The organism is Lawsonibacter sp. OA9 (genome assembly GCF_022440585.1).
The window spans coordinates 1,040,945-1,061,507 of record NZ_JAKNTI010000022.1 but is presented as its reverse complement, the minus strand read 5'-3'; the positions used below and the strand labels follow the sequence as shown (position 1 = coordinate 1,061,507).

Sequence of the window (20,563 nt, the reverse complement as noted above, 5' to 3'; positions counted from 1 at the left end):
GGCGGCCAGTCCCAGGCCAATCACGGCCCAGTAGTATGGATTTTTGAAGTATTGGAGACACTCTGTTTTCATGTCTTTGCCTTACGCCTCCACAGCAGCCACAAAACCGCAAATTCAAGAACAGTGGCCAGCAGAACAAACACAATGGGCTTCCAGGCGTTTTTCCACTGTCCTACCCATTCAAACCAGCGATAGCTTTCCAACTGCATAAATCCACAAAAGCTGAGTTGAAAAATAGCTTTACAGATTTGGTCGGCCAGTCCTCTCAACCGGCCCTCAATGACAAACTGATAACAGAGTGAGGCCAAATAGATACCGCCGCAGAGGAAAATGGTAAATGAAGTGCGTTTTGTGAGCGTCGCAACAATCAGAATAAAGCCGGTAAAATACAGCGCCCCCAGCAGCAGGAACCCATATTGAACGATACAGTATGTCAGGTTTGACAGAGGGACGCTCTCAAAATGCACACACTCTGAAACAGGTGTAAAGGCGTCTTGGAAACCGATCAAAGCGCCACGAATACCAAGGGTCACGGCCCCAAGTACAAATACCACAGCTGTACAATATAGGAGCGACAATCCAACCTTTGCCCGCCATGTCAGAGACGGGCCGTGCGCGGCGGTCCCAACCAGTCCCGCAGTTTTTTGTTCCGTCTCATAGCACATCAGCCGGGACAGCCCAATCACAAGTAAAAAAGCGGTCAAGACGCCCACATACCTGTGAATATCCTGCTGAATTTGAAACCAACTTGAGTTCATTCTGAGTTCTCCTAAATCAGAGTAAATAAATACGGATAAGAGTAAAATTGCCAGCAAATACCCCACCCAAACCTCACGGAATGACCGCTGTTTTCTGGCCTCACTCAACACCAGCTGCATAAGAATGCCTCCTCTGTTTTATTTTGCAGACGCACATACTGTATAAAGCCACTCCAACCGCCAGAAGTGCCGCATATACGGAGGTTGGCAGTAAAATTAAAAAATGGTCAAACGGCAGGGCCAGCGCGCAATAGCTGATTCCGACCCACAAAACAATGGCGGCTAATGACAGCCCATCCTGATTCTGGATAAAGGCGGACAGGATCAGCAGCCCTATACATAGGTAAGTGCTGGGAACGGCCCCGCACAGCGCCAGCCTGATGAAGTTTTCGCCCGCTGAGTGAGATAAAAGCACAGCAAGCGCGATAAAAACAAACGTCATGTAAGCGGATATCAGCATAGCGCGGCCAACCAGCATTTCAGAATAGGAAAAGGGAAATGTTTCCTCCAGCTCACGCATAGGCTCATTGGAGTAGAGCACATACCGGTGAAACAGGATCAGCATGGGCAGCGGGCTGATACAAAATATTGTTACCATTGGAGAAGCGATGTCCTTTGACATACACACGCCGCATAGAATCGAAACGAAAAACAGGGCCAGCAGCAAAAGAGGATTCATCTCACTCTTTGCTATGTTCAGCAGCTGCGATAAAGCGGCCTCGGATTTTCTCTGCGGCATTGATGCCTGCAATAAAGCGATTGTTCGGTTGATCTCCTGTTCCATACGTTCATTCATCGAAAGTCCTCCCAAAGAAGTTTAGAAAGCGTTTTCTTTGCAACAGATAGCCGTGATTTGATTGTGGGGAGTGGCGTGCTAGTCATTTGCGCTATTTCTTTACAGGTGAATTGCTGAAAATAATGCAGAATGATTACGTTTTGCTGCATTTTTGGCAGCTGTAAAATCGCCTTTTCCACTGTATTTGAAATAGCAATTTGATCTTCCAATACTGATGTCGTCGTGCAGAATCCAGCTTCCGTTTCTTGTGTAGAATCAACCTTTTTTCGCATTCTAAAATAATCCATACACTTGTTATGCGCGATTGTAAAAAGCCAACTGCTAAACTTATTCCATATATGAAAACGCTCAATATTTTGCAGCACGGAGACAAACACATCCTGGGTAATATCGTAAGCATCTTGTTCGTTTCCTATCACTTTGCAGCAATATCTGAAAATTTGTGGGTACCAACGTCGAACTAGCAGCGATAGCGCATCTTTGTCCCCGTTTTTTATTCCGTTTATTAAATCAAAATCGCTGTACTCCATTGGATCACCACCTTGTTCTATTAGTATAACGCAATAGCAGCATAAAAAGGATGACTTCAAATTATTCAAATTTTCCCATCTATCTTATTTCCTGTCAAGGATGCTGCATTATATGAAAAAAGCTGAAAATTAACGGAGCGCACAAACGGCAAGCAGGGCGAGTGTCAATACACTCGCCATTTTCGCCTTGCGAAAATGCTTGTTGGGGTGCCCCCAAACCCGCCGGAAGCCTCTGGACACCGTGTCCAGAGGCTTCCCTGTCTGCGGCCCCGTCGCTCACCGCTCCCGGGCCTTACTCTCCCGCCCGCCGGGCAGGTCGAGGAGATGATCGACGTTGGCCTTGACCGCCACCGCCTCCCGCATTTCCTGTTGTGCCGCCCGGTACTGCGCGTAGAGTTTTTTCTTCCGCTCCGCCAGCTCTCGACGCTCCTTTTTCAGCGCGTCCATTTTCGGGAGCTTCACCCCGTCCAGAATGTCATTGATCGCCGCCTTTGCCGCCCGGTAGGAGGCCAGCGCCTCCTCATGTTCCGCCAGATACTTCTTGCCGTACCGGGCGGCCTTGTAGCCGTCGAACACGGGCCGGGTCTTGGCGTAGTCCACCACGGCCCCCATCAGCTTTGTGGTGGAGGCCAGCCGCTCCTCCACGCCCCGCAGCTCTCCGGCCAGAGCATGGGCCCGGTCCACCGCTGCCGCCGTCCGCTCCGCCAGGGCGTCATAGTCGGTCAGGCCGTTCTCCTGGAGAAATTGGAGCGCGGCGGCCATCTGTTTCAGATTGTAGATTTTCGCCCACCGCTCATAGCCGGGGCCTTTGCCCTGGGCCATACGCTGCTGAATGTCAATTATCAGATTGACGCGCCGGGGGGCCGCCGGGCGGGGCCGCGCCTGGGCGGGCTTGCGGACGGGTGCCCGCCCGTCGATTACCGCCTCCACGTCCTCCGGGCCGTAGCCGTCCCCCAGGGTGGAGGCCCGGAACCGGGTGGCCCGGTCCTGGCCTGGGAGCCGGAACGAGATCACCCCGCCCCGGCCCCGCTTCACCTGGACGCCCGCCGCCTCCATCCGCCGGAGAAAGTCGGCAAGGTCGGCGGGCCGCTCCGCCAGGGCCCCGTCGATGATCCCCCGTATCTGCTCCTTGTAGGAGGGAGGCCGGGCCCCGCCCAGCCATTGGCCGTAATGCAGAAATTTTCCCTTGCTATGGAGCTTGGGATTTTTGATGATAGACAGGTCATGCTCCAGGCATACCCGGTCAGACAGCCGCCGCAGGGCGCGGGCGGAGCCTAAAAAATCCCGGTATTTCCGGGTGCAGTCAAGGGATGTGGAATTGTAGTAAATGTGGACGTGAGGGTGTGGCCGGTCCGCGTGGGACACCACGAAGAAAGCGTGTTTTCCCTTGGTCCAGCGCATCGCCAGCTCATAACCGATGTTCAGCGCCTCCTCCGGGTCCAACTCCCCAGGAGGGAATGATTGGCGGATCTGATAGCACAGCACATCGGCGTCCCGTTTCTGCTCCCGGCCCGTAATGGTTTTGTACCGGGCCTTGCTCAAAAGAAACTCGCTGTCAGCGGTGAGGGGGTCGCACTCGTAGGAGCGGATCAGGACCCCGTCCAGTGTCTTGGCCGGGTTCTGGCCGTAGTCGAAACGGTCAGACATAGAGGCCAGGATCGACTTGCCCCTGCTGATATGGTGGGCCTTTAGATAGGTCGTTGCCGTGGAGAGCACCCCCTTTATAGATGTAGAGAATATCCAAAGAAACTTTTGACTATTTAGCTATTCTGTATTAAACTTATATAAACTGTTGGAGGTGAGTTAATGAACGAACGGCAATTATCACTTGACACTTTTTACTCTTTTGTAGAAGAAAAGGTATCAGAAAGCAATAAAATAGAGTTTAAGAAATTTTCGTTTCCCAATGGGAAAATAACGCCGGAGCAAAAGGAAAAACTTGAAAAAGAGATTGCGGCATTTGCAAATGCTGATGGCGGCACAATTTACATTGGCATTGATGAAAGCAAAGATAAAGTAGCCAGTCAAGTAATAGGCGTTGGTTGTGGGACTGACAAATTTGATGAAATACAACTGGCAATTCAGAGTAGGCTGCTCGCTAAAGTGCATCCCAGAATATACGGAATATCCATGCAATGTTTTCCTCTTTCAGATACCGATATGGTAATGACTATAACTGTTCCCAAGAGTATTTCACGTCCACACGCTGTCAATGATGGAAACAAAGACAATTTTTATATTAGACACTCAAATGGTGTTACAAATATGAGCCTTGATGATCTTCGGCGGGAGATTTTGTCTAGTGTTTCATATCAAAATGAAATCAAAAAATTTAGGCAAGATCGTGTTGGAATGATAATATCTAACGAATATATTCGGCATCTTCAAGATGGTGCAAAATTGGTATTACATATAATTCCTTTGTGGAGTTTGGAATTTGGAAATTCCGTTGATTTATCTGCATTAAACTCTTGGACAGGCAGTGATCCTTTTAGGCCCATGTCAGGTGGCGGCTATAATACTGTATTCTGTGCTGATGGTAAGTACGCATTTAGTATTCCATATAATTCAAACTATGTTGAATCTTCCATACTGTTTATGCGAACAGGAATCGTCGAAGTAGTCGATGCCCGCATGATGAATTATAGAATTGAGTTAAAAGAAACCCGTCAATGGTGTGAAATAGAAAACCTTTTGAACAGGAAACTTGCTGATTATTCAAACCTTGTAGACAAGTTTGATATACCTAAGCCGTGGTATATATCAGTTTGTATTGCTAATGGTAAAGGCTATTGGACAAGTAGCTATGGTGAAGATTCAGAAATGTTACATAGCGACTATATTCAAGCAGTTGATGTTATCTGGAATGATGGACAAGCATTGAGTGATATCATCCAACCTTGTTTTGACTCTTTGGCCAATGCTTTTGGCTTTTCCAAATCGTTTATAGATTTTTCGCAAAAGCAGTAGAGCTTCCATTTTGCTCTTATCATAATCCGGTTCTCCCCACCTCTGGACACGGTGTCCAGAGGGCAGGGACAGCCGGGGAGCGGCCTGGGCCGCTCCCACGGTTCACATAGCCACCACCTGGGCCAGCTTCTCCAGCAGCTCGGACAGCGGCCCCCACAGGTCGGCGTAGTCCTTTTGGAGCGCCTGGAGCTCGTTTTGATACAGCCCGCCGTAGGTGTTCACATGGAGCGCCGCCTGATTGAGATTATTCGCGCACCGCCGCTGGAGGGACACCAGCTCCCGCACCGGGGAGAGGTCCACCTGGAGCACATAGCCATTGAGGGCCATTTTTCGGACATAGGCGCTCATATTGCGGATGCCCACTTGCTCCATGCGGGCCTTGATCGCTTGCAGCTCCTCCGGGCTCACCCAAACATAGAGCGGCACATTCCGGCGGCGCTTTTTCTTTCCCTGCATAAAATTCCTCTTTTCAGAAGATTCATGTTGACAGTCATGTTAAAATGGATTATAATATGCCTGTAAGCAACAGCTTGCAGAAAGGATGTGCGCAACTACTATGACAGCGCAGGAAATGTTAGATCAGGCTATAATCGAACTCGGCAATCTTGATGATGGAACCACTTTTATTGTCAAGGATTTATTCAAAGGGCATCTGTGGAACACCCAAGACAAGAAAGAGCGGTTGACTTTAGGGACCCTGTTTTTGAATTTTGTAAAGCAAAACCGGGGTAAAATTGAAGTGCTTGACAAAAATTCGTCTGGGCAGCAAGAATATAAATTAGTTGACGGCTGGAGTTTCAAACCTCTTGCCCAGAAAAACTGCTTTGCAAAAACAAAGATTATCAAGATTTCGACGGTTGAGGCCGGCTTGACTGTCGCGGTTATTGGAACTTCTGGTTTAGACAGATGTGAAATGTCTCTGCAATCAACAGCGGACATTGAAAAATTGGCGAGTGTACTTACGCAAACGATCATAAGATAAACAAAATGTTGACAGTATGGGGCCGAAACAGGGGCGGGACGTGAAATGATACGGCCCGCCCCTGTTTGGCGTCTGGAAAGCCTTGAAAACACGGGACTTTTGAGGGCCTAATTGTCAACAGGTCAACCCCGCTTTTTCCTCATGTGATCCCGCTGCTGTTTCCTATGGGCGGCCTGGGCGCAGGCGGGGGAACAGTAGCGCCGCCGCCCTCCCAGGAGGGCGGGCCGCCCGCAGACCGGGCAGGCCCGTGTCTCCACAGGTCCGGGGGCGGTCAGGGCCGCCTCCAGCGCCGGGTCCAGGGGCAGGACCGCCGCCCGGAAGTAGCGGCACAGGGGCCCCGTCCAGGTTTTCCCCAGCATATAGCACTCGCAGTCCAAAGGCAAGCATCCCACGTCCCGGTCATAATTGGCGCACCACCTTACCACCAGGGCCCGGATCGCCGCCCGCTCCTCACGGGTGAGCTCCCGCTGGTCCATGCCGTCACCTCCCGTTGTCGGGCCCGGCCCGGCTGCGCAGATAGGCCCGGAAACAGGTCACGCACCGCAGGCCCCGCCAGTAGGGGCACCCCTCACACTCCGATCCCTTGGGTGCCGGGGTGGGCTCCGGGGGCAGGTGATAGGTGGGCTGCTTCATAAAGGGCTCATAGGGGCTGTTGGTGAAATTCACTCGTCCCCTCCCTCGCTGTCCTCCTCGTCCACGTCCCAGGGGGGCGCGTCGTCGTAGTCGTCGGGCTCGTCATAGTCGGCGTGGTCCTCCTCCGGCTCCGCCGCCCGCTGCTGCTTGGGGCGGTAAATCTTGAAGTACCACCCGGCCCCGCCGCCCAGGGCCAGCACCGCCAGGGCCGCCAGGAGCATCCCGGCCCCGCCGGACTTTTGGGGCTCCGGCTCCGGGGCCGGGTCAGGTTCGGGCTCCGGGTCCGGTTCCGTCACAGGGGGCGGGGCCTCCGGCTCCTGATCCTGCTCGGCCAGGGCCATCAGGTCGGACACGGTGACAGCGTTCAGAAAATACACGTTCTCTGTGCTCCGCTGCCGGTCGATCACCAGATAGAAAACTGCCTCGTCCGCCGTGGTGATGGTGAAAAATTCCTTGCCGTCCTCGTCGGTGGCGTTGTCCACCACCGTCCCCGTTCCGTCCGAGGTGAACGGCTGGGGCTCCGGCGGCTGCTCCACGGGCAGGGGGTCCACCGGCTCCAGGCCCACCCAGGGGACGTACTCGCTGCCCTCGCTCTCGCCGCCGCCGCCAGCGTAGGCGGGGACGGTGAGTACCCCCACCATCAGGACGGCGCAGAGCGTAGACGCCAGCATCCGGGATTTCTTCATCAAGTCTCCTCCTTTCCCTCGCCGGGCTTCTGGACACCGTGTCCAGAGGGCCCGCCCCGGAACTGCCGGAGGAGGGCGGGCAGCTCGTCCAGGGTCACACTCATGCCCCGCACAATATCCACGATCTCCTCATTCTCGGCCTCCCGGTGCTTCTGCTCCAGCTCTTTCAGCCGGGCCTGCTGCTCGTTGATCTTGGCCTTGACTTTCTCCATCTCAGCCCAAATTTTCGCGCTTTTGCTGATCGCCATTGAAAACCTCCTTTGTCATGGTAAACGCCCCCAGGCGTAAAAATGGGACTGCCAGTAGCTTGTATTCAAGCTGGTATATTGCACCGGGTAGAGTAGGAAAGCGCCGCCTTGCCGCATTTCTACGGTAGGTCTGCGCAGACCCCTCCCAGAACCGTGCTTGCACCTCTCAATGCACACGGCTCGCTATCTTTGCTCCATTACAAAAACAACTTTTAGAAACCATGATGTATTTTCTGGTGGCAGTCATGGCAGACCGCCAGTGTTTTGCGCCGTTTCGCTATCATCACTTGCTCCCAGGGTTCTTTCCCCTTCAGGTTTTTTACCTTGTTCACATGATGGACTTCCAGTTTTACGCCTGTCCTGCCGCATAATTCGCATACCTTGGCCTTGAGACGGTCATCTATCGTGGTGCGTCCTTTGGCTACAACCGTAATGGCTTTCGGTTCAATATCCTCACACTTTTTCCCGTCAATCTCGTTAAACTTCGTGAGTCGGCGGATTTTTCTTCCGGCTTTTGTTTCGTAGGGGATACCCCAACGCTTTTCACCTATGCGATACTTGTCATAAATTTTAGACAGTTTACAGCGGTGCTTGCCGGACAGCGTTTTTAGGCAGCTGTATTCCATGAGATAGCTGAAATAGTTCAGGTTTCGGTAGTTGCTGGCGAGGTGATAGTAGTTGCAGATTCCCCGCAGTTCCGCGTCAAATACCGTCACAATCTCTAAATCTGTGTGGCGCAATAAAGATAGTCTGCTGGTTGATTCCAGCTTTCCGTTATCAGCTCTCTGCTTTACAATACCTTTTGAGAGCAGAAACTTTTCAATCTTGTCTTGTAGTGGGATAAGCAATTCCACGGTGTGATTCATTGTGCGCTGTTTGCATTTCTTCCATGGCTTTACCTGCTGGTCACGGCGTACCCGCACATCATAACCGAGAAATCTCGCAGGTGTGCTACTATGGGTAATCAGCGTTTTTTCCTGGCTTAACTCCATTTTCAGAGTATTTTGGATGAACTCCGTGAGTTTCGCTTTTATCCATTCACAATCCTGCTTGCTCCCGTTGACGGCGATCAGAAAATCATCTGCATAGCGAACATATTTAAGCTTCTTATCATCACACAATTTTGCTGGCGTTTTATGCAATTCGCTGGTCAGCTTTTTGTATTCCACAATCAACAAGTCACGTTCCGGGCCAGCTTCACGTCGGTCTATTTTTCTCCTTAAATTTGCCCGCTTTCGCTCAATCGCATGGTATGCCGGAGTGGTTCTGTACGGCGTTCTAACGTCAAACTCCTTTTTCAATTTCTCAATGTAGCTGTCCAGCTCATTCAGATAGATGTTTGCAAGGATTGGCGAAATAATGCCGCCCTGCGGACAGCCGCTGTAAGTACCGTAGTATTTCCAGTCCTCCATGTAGCCCGATTTTAAGAACAGCTGTATGAGTTTCAGAAATCTGGCGCCTCTGATTTTCCTGCCGATAACCGCAATCAGCACGGTATGGTCGATGTTATCGAAACAGCCTTTTATATCGCCCTCAACGAACCAGCTCGCACCGATAAACTCATGCTTGAGCTGGGCCAGTGCGGTGTGACAGCTTCTTCCGGGGCGAAATCCGTGAGAGTAATTCGAGAAAACAGGTTCATAGACCGCCTCCAAAATCATTCGCATGACTTCTTGAACCAGCTTGTCTGTGAAAGTCGGCAGACCTAACGGACGCATTTTTCCATTTGATTTTTGGATATAACTGCGCCGGACAGGTTTCGGGCGGTATGTCTCCGTTCTCAATGCTTCAATAATACGCTCCACATACTCCTCGCTGAATCCGTCCGCCGTATCTTCATCCACGCCTTTTGTTCCAGCACCTTCATTGGAGTAGAGGTGCTGGTAAGCAATAGAATAAATATCTGGCCGGAGCAGATAGCGATAAAGCCTTGTGAATACTTCATCATGGTGTTTCTTTGAGTTTTCTTGTAACTTAGTTAAAATCTCCATTGTTGGTTTCAATGAGGTTTTCCTCCCTAATCAATTTTCGATTTTAATACGCTCAGACTGCTTCCCTTCGCCATGTAAGCGGCTTTCCCGCATCCGATTTACGGCCTTCCCTGTCAATTCAGGGTTCTCAGACTACTATGGAAGCTCCGTTGCCATGCCAGATTTTCAGTGTCTGCCACATAGCCCTTAGGGGCGCTCTGGTTTAGGCAATCTCCAGTTAACGGAAGTAGTAGGTAAGTGTGAATTGTCGGATATGCTTTCGTTCCGTTGACACCGGTTCTCCGGCGCGCCGTGCATTTCTTTGATAACCTACCGGAAGGCGACCCTTTCCGGTATTCTGATAACAGGTCAGAAGGCTCCCCTTTCTGGCTCTGTTTGCACCATAGGTTTCAGGCAAATTTCCTATGCCCACACTGAACAGGGGCTGGGAACTCACAAGATTCAAACCCAGATTTATCCTCATATTCACTTATCCTCGCAGTTCAGTCGCACCCGATTGCCTTTAGGTGACTTACCGCTTTCCTGACGTGCTATGTTCCCGTATCAGCTTTCGCCTTTCGGTTAGTCAGGTGGATTCCCGCGTTATCTTACGGGGTAGTACCTTCAAACTGTCCTCCTTTCATCTACTTCTACTTCCGTCCTATCTGGACGCACGTCCCCACAGTGGAGCATCATTCCGTCCCCCACATAGATACCACAGTGGGTCACGCCGTCCGGGTTGGGCGCGTCGTAGGTGTAGCGGAAAAACACAAGGTCGCCGGGCCGTGGGGAGCTGACGGGGGTGCAGTAGTTATAGAGCGCCTGGGCCCCCATGCGGCCCACGTCCCACCCGCTATGGCCGATCACCCAGGAGACAAAGCCGGAACAGTCAAAGGACGTGGCCGGGGAGCTGCCACCCCACACATAGGGATAGCCCAGGTACTTCTCCGCCTCGGTGAGCATGGCGGCGAACCGTTCATCGGACAGGTATTCCTCCGGCACGTCATAAGACTGGGGCGGGTTGGTGATGTACTTATCCACATAGCCGGAGCCGGGGAACAGGTCGGGCCGGTTGCCCAGGGAGGACATATAGAGGGAATACCGGGAAAGCTGGTCCCCGCCCATCATAAAAGCGGGCAGGTGGGACATATCCTCATTTTTCAGCGTCACGGTGCAGATGTAGTAATTGTAGGAGACCCAAACCGTGTAGGGGCCGTCCGGCCCTGTCCGCGTTTCTGGCTGGTAGCGCACCTCTACCTCCACATTCTCCGTGAGGATATACTGCCGGTCAAAAATGGTTTGAATCGTCCCCTCTACCTCAGCCAGCGTCCATTCCCCCTCATGGAACGCGCAGAGCATGGAGATCAAAACGTAGGGGTCATGCTCGATAGCGTCCAGGTCGAAGTGATATTCGTCGTAGTCGTGGGTGCTGGTGTAGGTGTCCATGTAGCTTTGCAGCTCCGCCTCCAACGCGCAGTAGGCGGCCTCGGCCCCCAGCATATCCCCGTCCTGGGCGGGGTAGGTGCTGGCCCCGATCCCCCCGATGATCCCGTTGCCTATCGTCACCAGGGAGGAGGCGCAGGACTGGACCGTGAACAGGAGGAGAACGCAGCACAGGGCGATCACCACCCCAACCGGGTGCCGCTTGACGAAGCCCACCGCCTTTTCCGCCAGCTTCTCCGCAGAGGCGGTGGTTTTTTCGGCGGCCTTGGCCCCCTGCTTGGCGGCCTCCCGCGCCTGTTTCGCGTACTGCCGCTTTTGGCGCTGCTTCTGCGCAAACCGGGCGATGGCGTTCTTGCCCAGCTCCGGGTGTTTCTCCAGCTCCACTTGAAAGCGGTGCTCCGCCGTGGCCTTGACATACCGGCGTTCGGCGCGGGCGGCGGCCCTGGCCGGGTGATCCCGGATAGCCTGCCGCACCGTCCGGGCCGTTTTCCGCCCCACGGCCTCGCCCACCAACTCGGAGTGGTGGGCCCCCTCGGTGCCCACGTTCTCATGCTCCACCTCATAAATTTTGCCGTGGACAAAGCCGTGAACGCCCCAGCCCAGGGCCCCGGCCCCGCGTTTCACCGGGCCGGGAGGCTTGGGCGGGGCCGGGGCCGCCAGCTTCTCCTGGGCCTTGCCCATGCGCAGCTTGGCCTTTTCCGCCTTGACCGCGCTCTGCTCCGCCCGCGTCTGCCCCTGGGCGCTCCGCTTCTTCCCCTCCTGCCGCAGCCGTTCGGAGGGCCGGGCCCGTTCGCTCTCCTGGTGGAGTTTGGATTTGTGGTCAGATTTGCGGGGCCTCTGGACACGGTGTCCAGAGGCGGGCCGGGCCTTACTCCTGCCCATTGGCCTTGTCCTCCGGCTTGGTGGTCAGCAGGGTATAGAGCTCGGTGTCCTGGGGGAAGTGGTCTACAAAGGGGATGGTGGTGTCCCCATAAAAAAGTAGCCCCTCGCCGGAGCCGGAGTGCGTGACATAGGAGAGCTGGTGGGGGCTGATCCCCAGGTGGCTTGCCAGCACCTTTTGATCCCCGGCGGCCTGGGACAGCATATAGAGGAAATCGCAGTTGCCAAAGATGGATTCAATTTCGCTGCTCTCCAACAGGCTTTTCACGTTTTGGGTGATACCGCTGGGGATGGCCCCCCACTTGCGGAAACGGCGGAAAATCTCGACGCTGTATGCCGCCGTCTGGGGCTCGGCCAGCAGTACATGAAACTCGTCCTGGTATACCCAGGTGGCCCGCCGCCGGTCCCGGTTCTCCGTCACCCGGCCCCATATCTGGTCCGTGAGGATCAGCAGCCCGATCTTTTTCAGCATCTTCCCCAGGGCCTTAATGTCGAAGCACAGCAGCCGGGAATTGACCTGGACGTTGGTTCGGTGGTTAAAGAGATTGAGCGATCCCGTACAGTACAGCTCCAGGGCGGACGCCACCCGCCGGGCCTCCGGCTCGGACTGTTTCAGCAGCTCATTGTAGAGGTCCTGGAGGATAGGCATACGCTCCGGGGCCGGGTCCGCCAGATAGGGCCGGTAGATGGTCCGCACGCAGCGGTCTATCACCGTCTTTTCCACCGGGGCCAGCCCGCTCCGTCCGCCCACGATCAGCTCACACAGGGAGAGAATGAAATCGCTTTTGAGGGACAGCGGGTCCTCGTCGTCGGCGTAGTTGGGGTTAATGTCCATGGGGTTGATGAACGTGCCCGCCGTGGCCGATGGCGACAGCCGCACCACCTGCCCGCCCAGCCGGTTCACCAGGGGGTAATATTCCCCCTCCGGGTCTGCTATGATAATGTCGTCGTCCGGGAGGGTGAGGAACACGTTGACGATCTCCCGCTTGGCGGCGAAACTCTTGCCGCTGCCGGGGGTGCCCAGGAACAGGCCGTTGGGATTTTTCAGCCGCTTTCGGTCTGCCATGATGACATTGTTAGAAAGGGCGTTCATGCCGTAGTAGAGCGCCGCCCCGTCCATGCGCAGCTCCTTTGTCATAAAGGGAATGAAAATAGCGGTGCTGCTGGTGGTCATGCCCCGCTGTATCTCGATGGTGTTGTCCCCCAGCACCAGGGAGGAGGTAAAGCCCTGCTCCTGCTGCCAGTCCAGCCGCTTCAAGGCGCAGTTGTACTTTTGGGCGATGCCGGAGATGGTGAACACGTCGTTCTCCAGCTTTTGCCGGGTGGGGGCGATATTCACCACAGTGAACGTCAGGAGGAACATTCGCTCGTTCCGGGACTGGAGGTCGGCCAGGAGCGCCGCCGCGTCCTTGGAGTAGGTAATGAGGTCCGGGGGCAAAATTTCCATGTCGTACCCGGCCCGGACCGCCTTTTTCTGCTCCTCCACTTTCATTTTGTCAATGTCGGAGATTTTGCCCTTGGTCATTTTGATGGCCTTGAGCTGGTCCACCGTCTGAACGTGGAGGGTGACGGTCATTTCCGCGTCCAGCTCCAGCAGCTCCAGCAGCAGTTTGTCCGACAGCTCGGAGGCCATGATCTGTAAGTAGGAGGCCGCGCCCCAGGACTGGCCCACCCGGAACGTCCGGGAGGCGGAGAAGTCGAAGCTGTCCGGGGCGATGAAGTCCTTGGTCCCCATGCCGGTTTTCACAATGTCCGGCCAGGAGAAGTGAAACGGTTCCCGGCCTCCGGGGTGCATCTGACCGTGAAGCACCTCCAGCCGCTCCCGCCCGTTGAGCACACGGGAATGGGCCCCCAGCTTTTTGAAGTTGCCCATAATGTCGCTGGACACCCGCTCCAGCCGGGGACGGGCCGTTTCCAGGCCGTCGGCGGGGACGCCGAACGTGATGTACTTGGATCGGACGATCCCGTTGTTGCTCCGGGCGATCTGCCGTTTCAGCATATCCACATACTCGCCCCGGATGCTGTCAAAGTCGTCGTGGGCCATGGGGATATTGACCTTGTACCGGCTGCCTCCCCTGGAGCGGTGGTTGATAAAGGAGAGCTGGAACGGGAGGGCGCTGTCAAAGTAGTTGAGGAAGCCGCACCAGCCGTCAAAGATGGCGGACTGGTCCTCGCTGGAGGCTACGGAATAGTTAATATCCTCGTAGGCGATGGTTTTGGTGTAGAAGCCCTCCCGCACCCGGCAAATACCGTCTTTCAGCATTTCCACATAGGGGATGGTCTGCTGTGCGGAGAGGGAGCGTTTACCGGCCCTTGCGCTTCCGGCGCTTTTGGTTCTTGGGTTCAGAAGCGGACACCTCCTTTCCGGCGAACGGGGCATAGATATTTTGCGTTCGGTAGGGCCTGGGGCCGGGGCGGAGGAAGCGGGCGCGGATGATGTTCCGCACCACTTTCTCAAAGGGCAGGCCGTCCTTTTCGTACATCGCCATGAGGAACGCCGGGAGCATGATCCCCAGCATGAGGAACATGGCCCCGGTGCCGCCGACGGCCCCACGGGTCAGCAGATAGACGGGGACGCCCACCAGCCCGCCGCCGCCGAAACAGATAAGTTGCCGCTTGGTGAGGTTGAACGCCAGCTTGGTTTTGACCCTGGACAGGTCATTGGGTACATTCACATAGGGTATGGTCAATCACTCCTTTCTGGCCCCCGGCCTCTGGACACAGTGTCCAGAGGCCGGGGGCATTACAAAATAAAAGAGCAACCGCTATTCACAGTTGCTCTTTCGTATATTAGGGCTTAATCAAAATCCACCCTACAATATAGCATTTCATATATAACGATTTTAACACATATGCCGCCAACATCATTATACGACACTTGATAACGATACTGATTGTCCTGCACATCGTTCCAAAACATAAATGTTGCTGCCTCGCCAGTATCTACATTTTGAATAATATATGCCCCTGTGCAACTTCTTGATCCGACCTCGGAAAACAACTTCATTTCTGGAATTTCTTCAAATTTTTTGACGGAATCTTCGGACATATTGAAAATGAAATTGTATCTTACGGTCATATCGCTATCATCAAAGCTGATATGGTCAAACTCAAAACCAGCGTGTCCTTTTGCCAGTTTTATAAGGATACGACACAAACGGTTTTCATCAATATTGAAATAAACCTGACCATCCTCTATTTTAATCTGTTCGTCAAGGAGGTCTTTTAATTTTGCGTTCCTTTCCAGCCGTCGGACTATATCAGGTCGTTGCGTATAATTTTGGTAAACGGCCGCTTTAAGGACATCCAGAAAACAAGATACATATTCTTCATCATTTGAAAAACCATTATTACATTCAAAACATGCTGGGAGTGTTGCTAAATCTTCTGGATAAGGCTCTATAAGAAAAGCCTTTGAGGGTATGTGCTCCCTTGTAGTTGCAGGTTTTCCACAATATATGCAGCCCTTTTCTCTGGACTTGTCCCACGAAGTAAAGTATCCCATGCCCTCATTTCCTCCAGGTCGATTTCTCTGTCCCATATAATCACCCCTCGGAGGAAATTATAGCACAAGAAAATAGTTATTGCACTACTTTAATGCGCCCCCAGGACGCTCCGGGCGATACTCCCCGTTTTGAACAGGCAGTAGCACAGCAGCACCGTATAGCCGATGGTGCCCCATATCGCCCCTATGGGGTCGCCCCCCACGGCGATACTCTGAATGAGCACCGCATAGATCGCCACGCATACCAATATCAGCATCCCCTGGAAGCCCACGGCGAACAGGGAGCGGAGATAGTTCTGCCCGGCCCCGCCCAGCTCCCGGTTTGCCAGGGTTGCCACCGGGAGGGGCGCTAAACTGGTGAGCATATATATTTCTATCATCCTGCCATAGACGATCACGAAGATCACGATATTCAGCGCGGTCATGGTGAGCTGCACCACAAAGGACTGGAGCCACAGCCCCACCAGGGGCCCCAGGTCCATCCCCTCCAGCGTGGCCTCCAGGTCCGCCAGCATAGACGGGGAAACGTCCGTGGAGCCCTGGATCAGCCCCGCAGACTGCGCCACCACCCGCTGGGCCACGTCGAACACCGCCATAACGATGTTGAACGTGTTGGACAGAATGAGGATGGCGCAGGCCGTTTTGAATATCCACTTGAAGAAAATCCAGTAGTCCAGATCGTGAAGATTATTCCGCTCCACCAGCAGTTGAATGAGCTCGTAGGTCGCAACAAAGGTCAGGATCAGTCCGGCTATGGGCAGTATCACCGTTTCAGAAAGCCGCCGGATGAGGGAGAAAACCCCGGCGTTCCATGCCGCCGGGGTCGTCCCCACTTGTACCGCGATCTCCCCGACACGGGCGTTTACTGTATCAAAGAGCCCCGACAGGTTGTCCATGATCCCGCCGATCAGCAGCTCCTTCAGCCAGTTCGTGATCCAGTCGGTGAGAAATCCCATGCGCCGCTGCCCTTATCAGCTAAACAGCCCGGACAGCAGGGGGATCAGGGTGGTGCCCAGCAGGATAATGCCGCCGCCCGCCATGAGCTGCTTCATGCCCTGGCTCTTTGCTTATGTGTGATAAAGAAGCAATAGAAGTGCAAAAAATTTTGCCGTTCCTATCCGACACTTGGCCATTGTGTCGGATAGGTCGGGCGGTTATTCGGGCAAGTCAATCTTGCCGACAAAGCTGTAATAAATCTCAATGTCCTGCCTGCGGGTGCCGTTCTCATCATAGCTGCACTCATGCACCACAATTTTCTCGATCATTTCCCGCAAGAGAGTGGGGGTCAGTTCTTCAAAGGCAAGGTGCTTGCGGACAATGCCCATAAATTTCTCGGCGTTGACGGTAGCTGCCTGTGACTTGTCCAGTTCGGCTTGCAGGGCGGCGGCTCTCTTTTTCAGCTCCGCTTGCTCGGCTTCGTAGTCAGCCGACAGTTCCATGAAACGCTCATCGCTGATTTTGCCGTTTACATTGTCCTCATACAGCCGCTTGATAATGCGGCTGATTTCAGAAATGCGTTCCTGCGCCTGTTCAAGCTGCTTGATGGCTGCGGCGGTCTTTCGCTTGCCGCCGATCTCGTTCTGCTGGACAAGTAGTTTCACAAACCGGCTCTCATGCTTGGCTGCGTATTCGGTCACTTGCCGGAGATTTGCCAGGACACCAGCGGTCAACAGATCGGTGCGGATAAAGTGCGCCGTACAGTTGCGGGTGCGCTTCTTGTAGCTGCCGCAGATGTAGCAGTCCTGTTTGCGGTCTTTGTTCTGATACCGCTGCTGATACAGCACATGGCCGCAGTCGGCGCAGAACAAAATCCCGGAGAACAGCCCCACTTCATCGTAGCGGTTCGGGCGTTTGCGCTGTTTGCGTAACTCCTGCACCCGTTCCCATGTTTCCTTGTCGATGATCGGCTCATGGTGGTTCTCGAAAATGGCCTGCTTCTCGACGGGGTTCTCTATGCTGTGCTTGACCTTATAAGAAGGCTTTTCCGTTTTGAAGTTCACCAGACATCCGGTGTACTCTCGGTTTTCGAGGATATGAACGACGGTGTTGGTCGCCCATTTGCACTCATAGCCTGGGTGATAACGGCGGGTGCTGCCTGTCCGCTGATATTCCAGCGTCCCCGGCGTGGGGATTTGCTGCTCCGTCAGCATACGGGCAATCTTGGTCGGGCCGTTCCCGGCAAGGCAAAGCTGGTAAATCTGCTGCACCACCGGGGCGGCTTCCTCGTCTATAATAAAATTCTCGTCCTCGTCCATCACATAGCCGTAAACCGGCTTGCTGGTAACAGGCTTGCCGCTCATGCCTTTTGACTTTTTCACTGCCTTGATTTTCTTGCTCGTATCTCTCACCAGCCATTCATTGAACAGATTTCGCAGCGGGGTAAAATCGTTGTCCATGCCCTCGCTGGCACTGTCCACATTATCGTTGACAGCGATAAAACGCACACCCTTTTGAGGGAACAGCATTTCCGTGTAAAACCCTACCTGCAAGTAGTTTCGCCCTAACCGGCTCATGTCCTTGACGATGACCGTACCCACTTTCCCGGCTTCAATGTCCGCAAGCATGGCTTGAAATCCGGGCCGCTGGAAGTTCGCGCCGGAAAAACCGTCGTCGGTGTACCAGCGCAGATTGGTAAAGCCGTTCTGTTTTGCGTAGGTTTCGAGTATCCTTTTTTGGTTCGATATGGAATTACTCTCGCCTTGCAATTCATCCTCGTGGGACAATCTCGGATAAAGGGCGGTAATGAGGTTTTGGGTGGCTTGTCTTAACATAAAATCCTCCGTTTCCGACAGCCAGCCCCACTATTCCGTGGTTTCATTGTACCACGGAACGGCGGGGGCTGTACAGCGGCAAAAGCGTTAAATTTGCTTCTTTACAGCTTTTCAATTTTCCGATTTTTATGGTATGGGTTGTCGTCCCATATTTGCAGTAGAAAAGTTCATAACTCCGTGGTATACTCTGATTTAACAAAAAAATCAGAAGTTAAAGGAGAAAACATGAAGTATACAATAGATGAATTAACCGCGGCCAAAAGGCAAATTGATTCAACTCTGCACAAGCTAAGAGAAACAGTAAAAACATTTGAATCAAAGGATAATTCCGAGCGTTATAAATCACAAATCACATTGGCAAAGAGAAGAATAAAAGCCTTTGAAATTGCAAATTATTTTATAGAGAATGAGATTAAGAATTGCTAAAGCACTTCCGATTTTCGTTCCAGCGGTCATGCTCCCTGGCATGGCCGCTTTTCCATGCCCCGGTTCACGCCGGATAAGTCGGCTCCTGTGTAGCAGCGGCTTCCGCTTCCAGTACCCGCGCCATTTTGTCGGCGGCTGTGGTTGTGGTGTCTTTCTTGAAATAGCCGGACACGACAAGGACGGAATTGCCCATGCGGATTTCCGTCACACAGTCAGGGCGGCGGGTGGTGCGGGTGTCGTGCTGCTTGTTATCTGCCATAGGCAATACTCCTTTCAGTCGGTAATCAGTTTCTTCATGCTCTCCATTTTCCGCTTGGCGGTTTCCTGCCGGAAGTTGTCGCCGGTAAAGCGTACCGGGACGCACATGGAAAGCAGGCGGTCATAAATCCGGGAATGGGCGGTGTCCTCCGGGTTGTGCAGGTCGTCCAGCGTAAGGTTGGTCGTGACGATCAGCGGCTTGCCGCTGCGGTAACGGCTGTCAATCACATTGAACACCTGTTCCAGCCCGTATTCCGTCCCGCGTTCCATGCCGAAGTCGTCAAGGATCAGCAGCGGATAACGACAAAGGCGGGAAATGTACTCGTTGCGCCCCTCAAAGCTGGCGGCAAGGTCATTGAGGATAAGAGCAAAGTTCGTCATGCGGACGGGGATTTCTTTCTCCATGAGGGCGTTTGCGATACAGCCTGCAAGGTAGCTTTTGCCGGTGCCTACGCCGCCCCAGAACAGGCAGCCGATATTGTCTGTCCGCATATCTTCCCAATGCTCCACATACCGGCGGGCAAGCCCGGTCTGCGGGTTCCTGCCGTTGTCGTTCTCGAAAGTCCAGTCCCGCATGGTGGGGTCGGTAAAGCCCCGGCGTTTCAGTTCTTCCACGGTGTCAAGGTGTCTGCGCCGCTTTTCGGCGGCTTCCCGTTCCTCGCGGGCGGTTCTCTGGCAGTCGCACTCTGCCGGGTGGCGGTCGCGCCCGAAGATAGCGGCCTTATCCGGCGCAAAATAGGCTTCTTTCGGCTTGCGGCACTTGCCGCAGTACAGTAAACCGTCCTCGCCGGTGTAGTCCTCCGGCTCCGGGATGGTGGTCGTCATATTCTCCAAAACCGCGTTGATTTCATTCTTCATAAACTCTCGCCCTCCTTGCATGAGTAGTCTGGTATGCCCTTTTTAGGGGCTTCCTTTTTGTCGTTCCCCGCCCATATCCGCAGGGCGGCGGCATAGTTCTGGTAGCTTTTCCCGTTGGCGGCAAGGTAGCGGCTCATTTCCTCGATGAACCGTTCCAGCCTGTCAGGGTACTCTGCCTGCAACTCGTCGTATTCGGTCTGTGACAGAAAAATATTTCCATATCGGCCATAGGGCGCGGACGGCCCCCCACTCACTCCCTTTGTTTGGCTCTCTGTAAGGTTGTTTATAGTAGTTTGGTTAGGGGACGGTTTTCCGACCATCATAAGGTCGGTTTTCTGACCATCAGTAGGACGGTTTTCCGGCTCTATGAGGGGCGGACTTCCGGCCATCAGTTGGTCTGAAAACTGTACCTGTGGCACTGGCGGTACTTTGACATAAAGCCGGTTCGGTGCGGAGAAGCCGCCCCGTTCCCGTTCCAACAGCCCCGCCGTGTCCAGTTCATTAAGCGCCCCCTTGATGGTGGTGCTGCCTTTATCCAGTATTTCTGCTATCTCCGCGATGGGATAGATAATATAAATCCTGCCCTCGTCGTCCAGCCACTTGTTTTTCTGGGAGAGGGTGGAACGGTCTAACAGCAGCGAATACAGCAGCTTGGCGGTCTGTGAAATCTCCATTTTCAGCAGGAAACGGGGATACGGCAGATAGGCGGGCAGCCGCGTGTCTGCCCTGATATAATCAGCGATAGGATCACCTCCCTGTGTTCGGGTTGATTTTGGCGTATTGTCACGCATTAAAACGCCGTTTCCGGGGGAAAAGGATAAATGTATCGCGTACCCTTTGACACCCACGA

22 protein-coding genes and 1 pseudogene are annotated in these 20,563 nt (G+C 53.7%); 3 read left to right on the top strand and 20 right to left on the bottom strand.

All coding sequences use genetic code 11. The features are described 5' to 3' along the window. Nucleotides 1–68: 68 nt before the first annotated feature. From MCG44_RS06180 to MCG44_RS06165, 4 genes are all read right to left on the bottom strand, one after another. Nucleotides 69–878 (bottom strand): hypothetical protein, encoded by an 810-nt coding sequence (locus MCG44_RS06180; RefSeq protein WP_240287313.1) that lies wholly within the window; start codon nt 876–878, stop codon nt 69–71. Further along, complete coding sequence (locus tag MCG44_RS06175) at nt 859–1,554, bottom strand: hypothetical protein (protein ID WP_240287311.1); 696 nt, start codon at nt 1,552–1,554, stop codon at nt 859–861. Before MCG44_RS06175 ends, MCG44_RS06180 begins: the two co-directional genes overlap by 20 nt. Further along, complete coding sequence (locus MCG44_RS06170) at nt 1,551–2,084, bottom strand: RNA polymerase sigma factor (protein WP_240287308.1); 534 nt, start codon at nt 2,082–2,084, stop codon at nt 1,551–1,553. Before MCG44_RS06170 ends, MCG44_RS06175 begins: the two co-directional genes overlap by 4 nt. Nucleotides 2,085–2,360: 276 nt before the next feature. Next, nucleotides 2,361–3,731: a relaxase/mobilization nuclease domain-containing protein gene (locus tag MCG44_RS06165; RefSeq protein ID WP_240288884.1), complete on the bottom strand. Its 1,371-nt coding sequence runs from the start codon at nt 3,729–3,731 to the stop codon at nt 2,361–2,363. A gap of 159 nt (nt 3,732–3,890) precedes the next feature. Here MCG44_RS06165 and MCG44_RS06160 point away from each other — a divergent pair, with 159 nt between their 5' ends. Continuing rightward, a complete protein-coding gene (locus tag MCG44_RS06160) occupies nt 3,891–5,054 on the top strand; it encodes a helix-turn-helix domain-containing protein (protein WP_240287306.1) in 1,164 nt (387 codons plus the stop codon). Between the two features lie 102 nt (nt 5,055–5,156). On the opposite strand, the gene MCG44_RS06155 is transcribed toward MCG44_RS06160, so the two are convergent. Further along, nucleotides 5,157–5,510, bottom strand: coding sequence for a plasmid mobilization protein (locus MCG44_RS06155; protein ID WP_240287304.1), 354 nt, complete (start codon nt 5,508–5,510; stop codon nt 5,157–5,159). A 100-nt stretch (nt 5,511–5,610) separates the two neighbouring features. Between MCG44_RS06155 and MCG44_RS06150 the strand changes: the two genes are divergently transcribed. After that, on the top strand, nt 5,611–6,036 hold the full coding sequence (locus MCG44_RS06150) for a single-stranded DNA-binding protein (protein WP_240287301.1): 426 nt from the start codon (nt 5,611–5,613) through the stop codon (nt 6,034–6,036). 122 nt (nt 6,037–6,158) lie between these two features. Here the strand turns inward: MCG44_RS06150 and MCG44_RS06145 are convergent, their stop codons facing one another. From MCG44_RS06145 to MCG44_RS06090, 12 genes and pseudogenes are all read right to left on the bottom strand, one after another. Beyond that, nucleotides 6,159–6,512, bottom strand: coding sequence for a cysteine-rich VLP protein (locus tag MCG44_RS06145; protein WP_240287299.1), 354 nt, complete (start codon nt 6,510–6,512; stop codon nt 6,159–6,161). 4 nt (nt 6,513–6,516) lie between these two features. Further along, nucleotides 6,517–6,702, bottom strand: coding sequence for a hypothetical protein (locus tag MCG44_RS06140; protein WP_240287297.1), 186 nt, complete (start codon nt 6,700–6,702; stop codon nt 6,517–6,519). Continuing rightward, nucleotides 6,699–7,355, bottom strand: coding sequence for a CD1107 family mobile element protein (locus MCG44_RS06135; protein WP_240287295.1), 657 nt, complete (start codon nt 7,353–7,355; stop codon nt 6,699–6,701). The genes MCG44_RS06140 and MCG44_RS06135 overlap by 4 nt, the downstream gene beginning before the upstream one ends. Beyond that, the gene (locus tag MCG44_RS06130; RefSeq protein WP_240287293.1) at nt 7,355–7,603 is read right to left on the bottom strand and encodes a DUF4315 family protein; all 249 of its coding nucleotides are present in this window, start codon (nt 7,601–7,603) and stop codon (nt 7,355–7,357) included. The genes MCG44_RS06135 and MCG44_RS06130 overlap by 1 nt, the downstream gene beginning before the upstream one ends. 212 nt (nt 7,604–7,815) lie before the next feature. Then, on the bottom strand, nt 7,816–9,606 hold the full coding sequence (locus tag MCG44_RS06125; RefSeq protein WP_240287291.1) for a reverse transcriptase domain-containing protein: 1,791 nt from the start codon (nt 9,604–9,606) through the stop codon (nt 7,816–7,818). A gap of 591 nt (nt 9,607–10,197) precedes the next feature. Continuing rightward, nucleotides 10,198–11,898, bottom strand: coding sequence for a C40 family peptidase (locus tag MCG44_RS06120; protein WP_240287289.1), 1,701 nt, complete (start codon nt 11,896–11,898; stop codon nt 10,198–10,200). Then, entirely contained in the window at nt 11,885–14,275 is a 2,391-nt protein-coding gene (locus MCG44_RS06115; protein WP_368044968.1) for a VirB4-like conjugal transfer ATPase, CD1110 family, read from the bottom strand. The genes MCG44_RS06120 and MCG44_RS06115 overlap by 14 nt, the downstream gene beginning before the upstream one ends. Then, entirely contained in the window at nt 14,199–14,579 is a 381-nt protein-coding gene (locus MCG44_RS06110) for a PrgI family protein (protein WP_240288882.1), read from the bottom strand. Before MCG44_RS06110 ends, MCG44_RS06115 begins: the two co-directional genes overlap by 77 nt. A gap of 113 nt (nt 14,580–14,692) precedes the next feature. Continuing rightward, complete coding sequence (locus MCG44_RS06105; RefSeq protein ID WP_240287287.1) at nt 14,693–15,436, bottom strand: hypothetical protein; 744 nt, start codon at nt 15,434–15,436, stop codon at nt 14,693–14,695. Between the two features lie 53 nt (nt 15,437–15,489). Further along, nucleotides 15,490–16,356 carry a VirB6/TrbL-like conjugal transfer protein, CD1112 family gene (locus tag MCG44_RS06100; protein ID WP_240287285.1) on the bottom strand — a complete coding sequence of 289 codons (867 nt, stop codon included), beginning with the start codon at nt 16,354–16,356 and terminating at the stop codon, nt 15,490–15,492. A 15-nt stretch (nt 16,357–16,371) separates the two neighbouring features. Continuing rightward, nucleotides 16,372–16,467: pseudogene (locus MCG44_RS06095) on the bottom strand (Maff2 family mobile element protein); the annotation flags it as partial. A gap of 87 nt (nt 16,468–16,554) precedes the next feature. Then, nucleotides 16,555–18,171: a recombinase family protein gene (locus tag MCG44_RS06090; protein ID WP_002596236.1), complete on the bottom strand. Its 1,617-nt coding sequence runs from the start codon at nt 18,169–18,171 to the stop codon at nt 16,555–16,557. 225 nt (nt 18,172–18,396) lie between these two features. Here MCG44_RS06090 and MCG44_RS06085 point away from each other — a divergent pair, with 225 nt between their 5' ends. Further along, nucleotides 18,397–18,597 carry a hypothetical protein gene (locus MCG44_RS06085; RefSeq protein WP_002596235.1) on the top strand — a complete coding sequence of 67 codons (201 nt, stop codon included), beginning with the start codon at nt 18,397–18,399 and terminating at the stop codon, nt 18,595–18,597. A 64-nt stretch (nt 18,598–18,661) separates the two neighbouring features. Here MCG44_RS06085 and MCG44_RS06080 read toward each other — a convergent pair whose 3' ends face one another. From MCG44_RS06080 to MCG44_RS06070, 3 genes are read right to left on the bottom strand one after another with little or no spacing between them, the layout of a single operon-like run. After that, nucleotides 18,662–18,856, bottom strand: coding sequence for a transposon-encoded TnpW family protein (locus MCG44_RS06080; protein WP_002596234.1), 195 nt, complete (start codon nt 18,854–18,856; stop codon nt 18,662–18,664). 14 nt (nt 18,857–18,870) lie between these two features. Continuing rightward, complete coding sequence (locus MCG44_RS06075) at nt 18,871–19,713, bottom strand: ATP-binding protein (RefSeq protein ID WP_002596233.1); 843 nt, start codon at nt 19,711–19,713, stop codon at nt 18,871–18,873. Then, nucleotides 19,710–20,504, bottom strand: a complete 795-nt coding sequence (locus MCG44_RS06070; RefSeq protein WP_006356266.1) for a replication initiator protein A — start codon at nt 20,502–20,504, stop codon at nt 19,710–19,712. Before MCG44_RS06070 ends, MCG44_RS06075 begins: the two co-directional genes overlap by 4 nt. Nucleotides 20,505–20,563: the final 59 nt, after the last annotated feature.

Coding starts and splice junctions, on each gene's coding strand:
- MCG44_RS06180 (WP_240287313.1), bottom strand. CDS start 878: ATGCAGCTGGTGTTGAGTGAGGCCAGAAAACAGCGGTCATTCCGTGAG.
- MCG44_RS06175 (WP_240287311.1), bottom strand. CDS start 1,554: ATGAATGAACGTATGGAACAGGAGATCAACCGAACAATCGCTTTATTG.
- MCG44_RS06170 (WP_240287308.1), bottom strand. CDS start 2,084: ATGGAGTACAGCGATTTTGATTTAATAAACGGAATAAAAAACGGGGAC.
- MCG44_RS06165 (WP_240288884.1), bottom strand. CDS start 3,731: ATGTCTGACCGTTTCGACTACGGCCAGAACCCGGCCAAGACACTGGAC.
- MCG44_RS06160 (WP_240287306.1), top strand. CDS start 3,891: ATGAACGAACGGCAATTATCACTTGACACTTTTTACTCTTTTGTAGAA.
- MCG44_RS06155 (WP_240287304.1), bottom strand. CDS start 5,510: ATGCAGGGAAAGAAAAAGCGCCGCCGGAATGTGCCGCTCTATGTTTGG.
- MCG44_RS06150 (WP_240287301.1), top strand. CDS start 5,611: ATGACAGCGCAGGAAATGTTAGATCAGGCTATAATCGAACTCGGCAAT.
- MCG44_RS06145 (WP_240287299.1), bottom strand. CDS start 6,512: ATGGACCAGCGGGAGCTCACCCGTGAGGAGCGGGCGGCGATCCGGGCC.
- MCG44_RS06135 (WP_240287295.1), bottom strand. CDS start 7,355: ATGAAGAAATCCCGGATGCTGGCGTCTACGCTCTGCGCCGTCCTGATG.
- MCG44_RS06130 (WP_240287293.1), bottom strand. CDS start 7,603: ATGGCGATCAGCAAAAGCGCGAAAATTTGGGCTGAGATGGAGAAAGTC.
- MCG44_RS06120 (WP_240287289.1), bottom strand. CDS start 11,898: ATGGGCAGGAGTAAGGCCCGGCCCGCCTCTGGACACCGTGTCCAGAGG.
- MCG44_RS06115 (WP_368044968.1), bottom strand. CDS start 14,275: ATGCCCCGTTCGCCGGAAAGGAGGTGTCCGCTTCTGAACCCAAGAACC.
- MCG44_RS06105 (WP_240287287.1), bottom strand. CDS start 15,436: ATGGGACAGAGAAATCGACCTGGAGGAAATGAGGGCATGGGATACTTT.
- MCG44_RS06100 (WP_240287285.1), bottom strand. CDS start 16,356: ATGGGATTTCTCACCGACTGGATCACGAACTGGCTGAAGGAGCTGCTG.
- MCG44_RS06090 (WP_002596236.1), bottom strand. CDS start 18,171: ATGTTAAGACAAGCCACCCAAAACCTCATTACCGCCCTTTATCCGAGA.
- MCG44_RS06085 (WP_002596235.1), top strand. CDS start 18,397: ATGAAGTATACAATAGATGAATTAACCGCGGCCAAAAGGCAAATTGAT.
- MCG44_RS06080 (WP_002596234.1), bottom strand. CDS start 18,856: ATGGCAGATAACAAGCAGCACGACACCCGCACCACCCGCCGCCCTGAC.
- MCG44_RS06075 (WP_002596233.1), bottom strand. CDS start 19,713: ATGAAGAATGAAATCAACGCGGTTTTGGAGAATATGACGACCACCATC.
- MCG44_RS06070 (WP_006356266.1), bottom strand. CDS start 20,504: ATGCGTGACAATACGCCAAAATCAACCCGAACACAGGGAGGTGATCCT.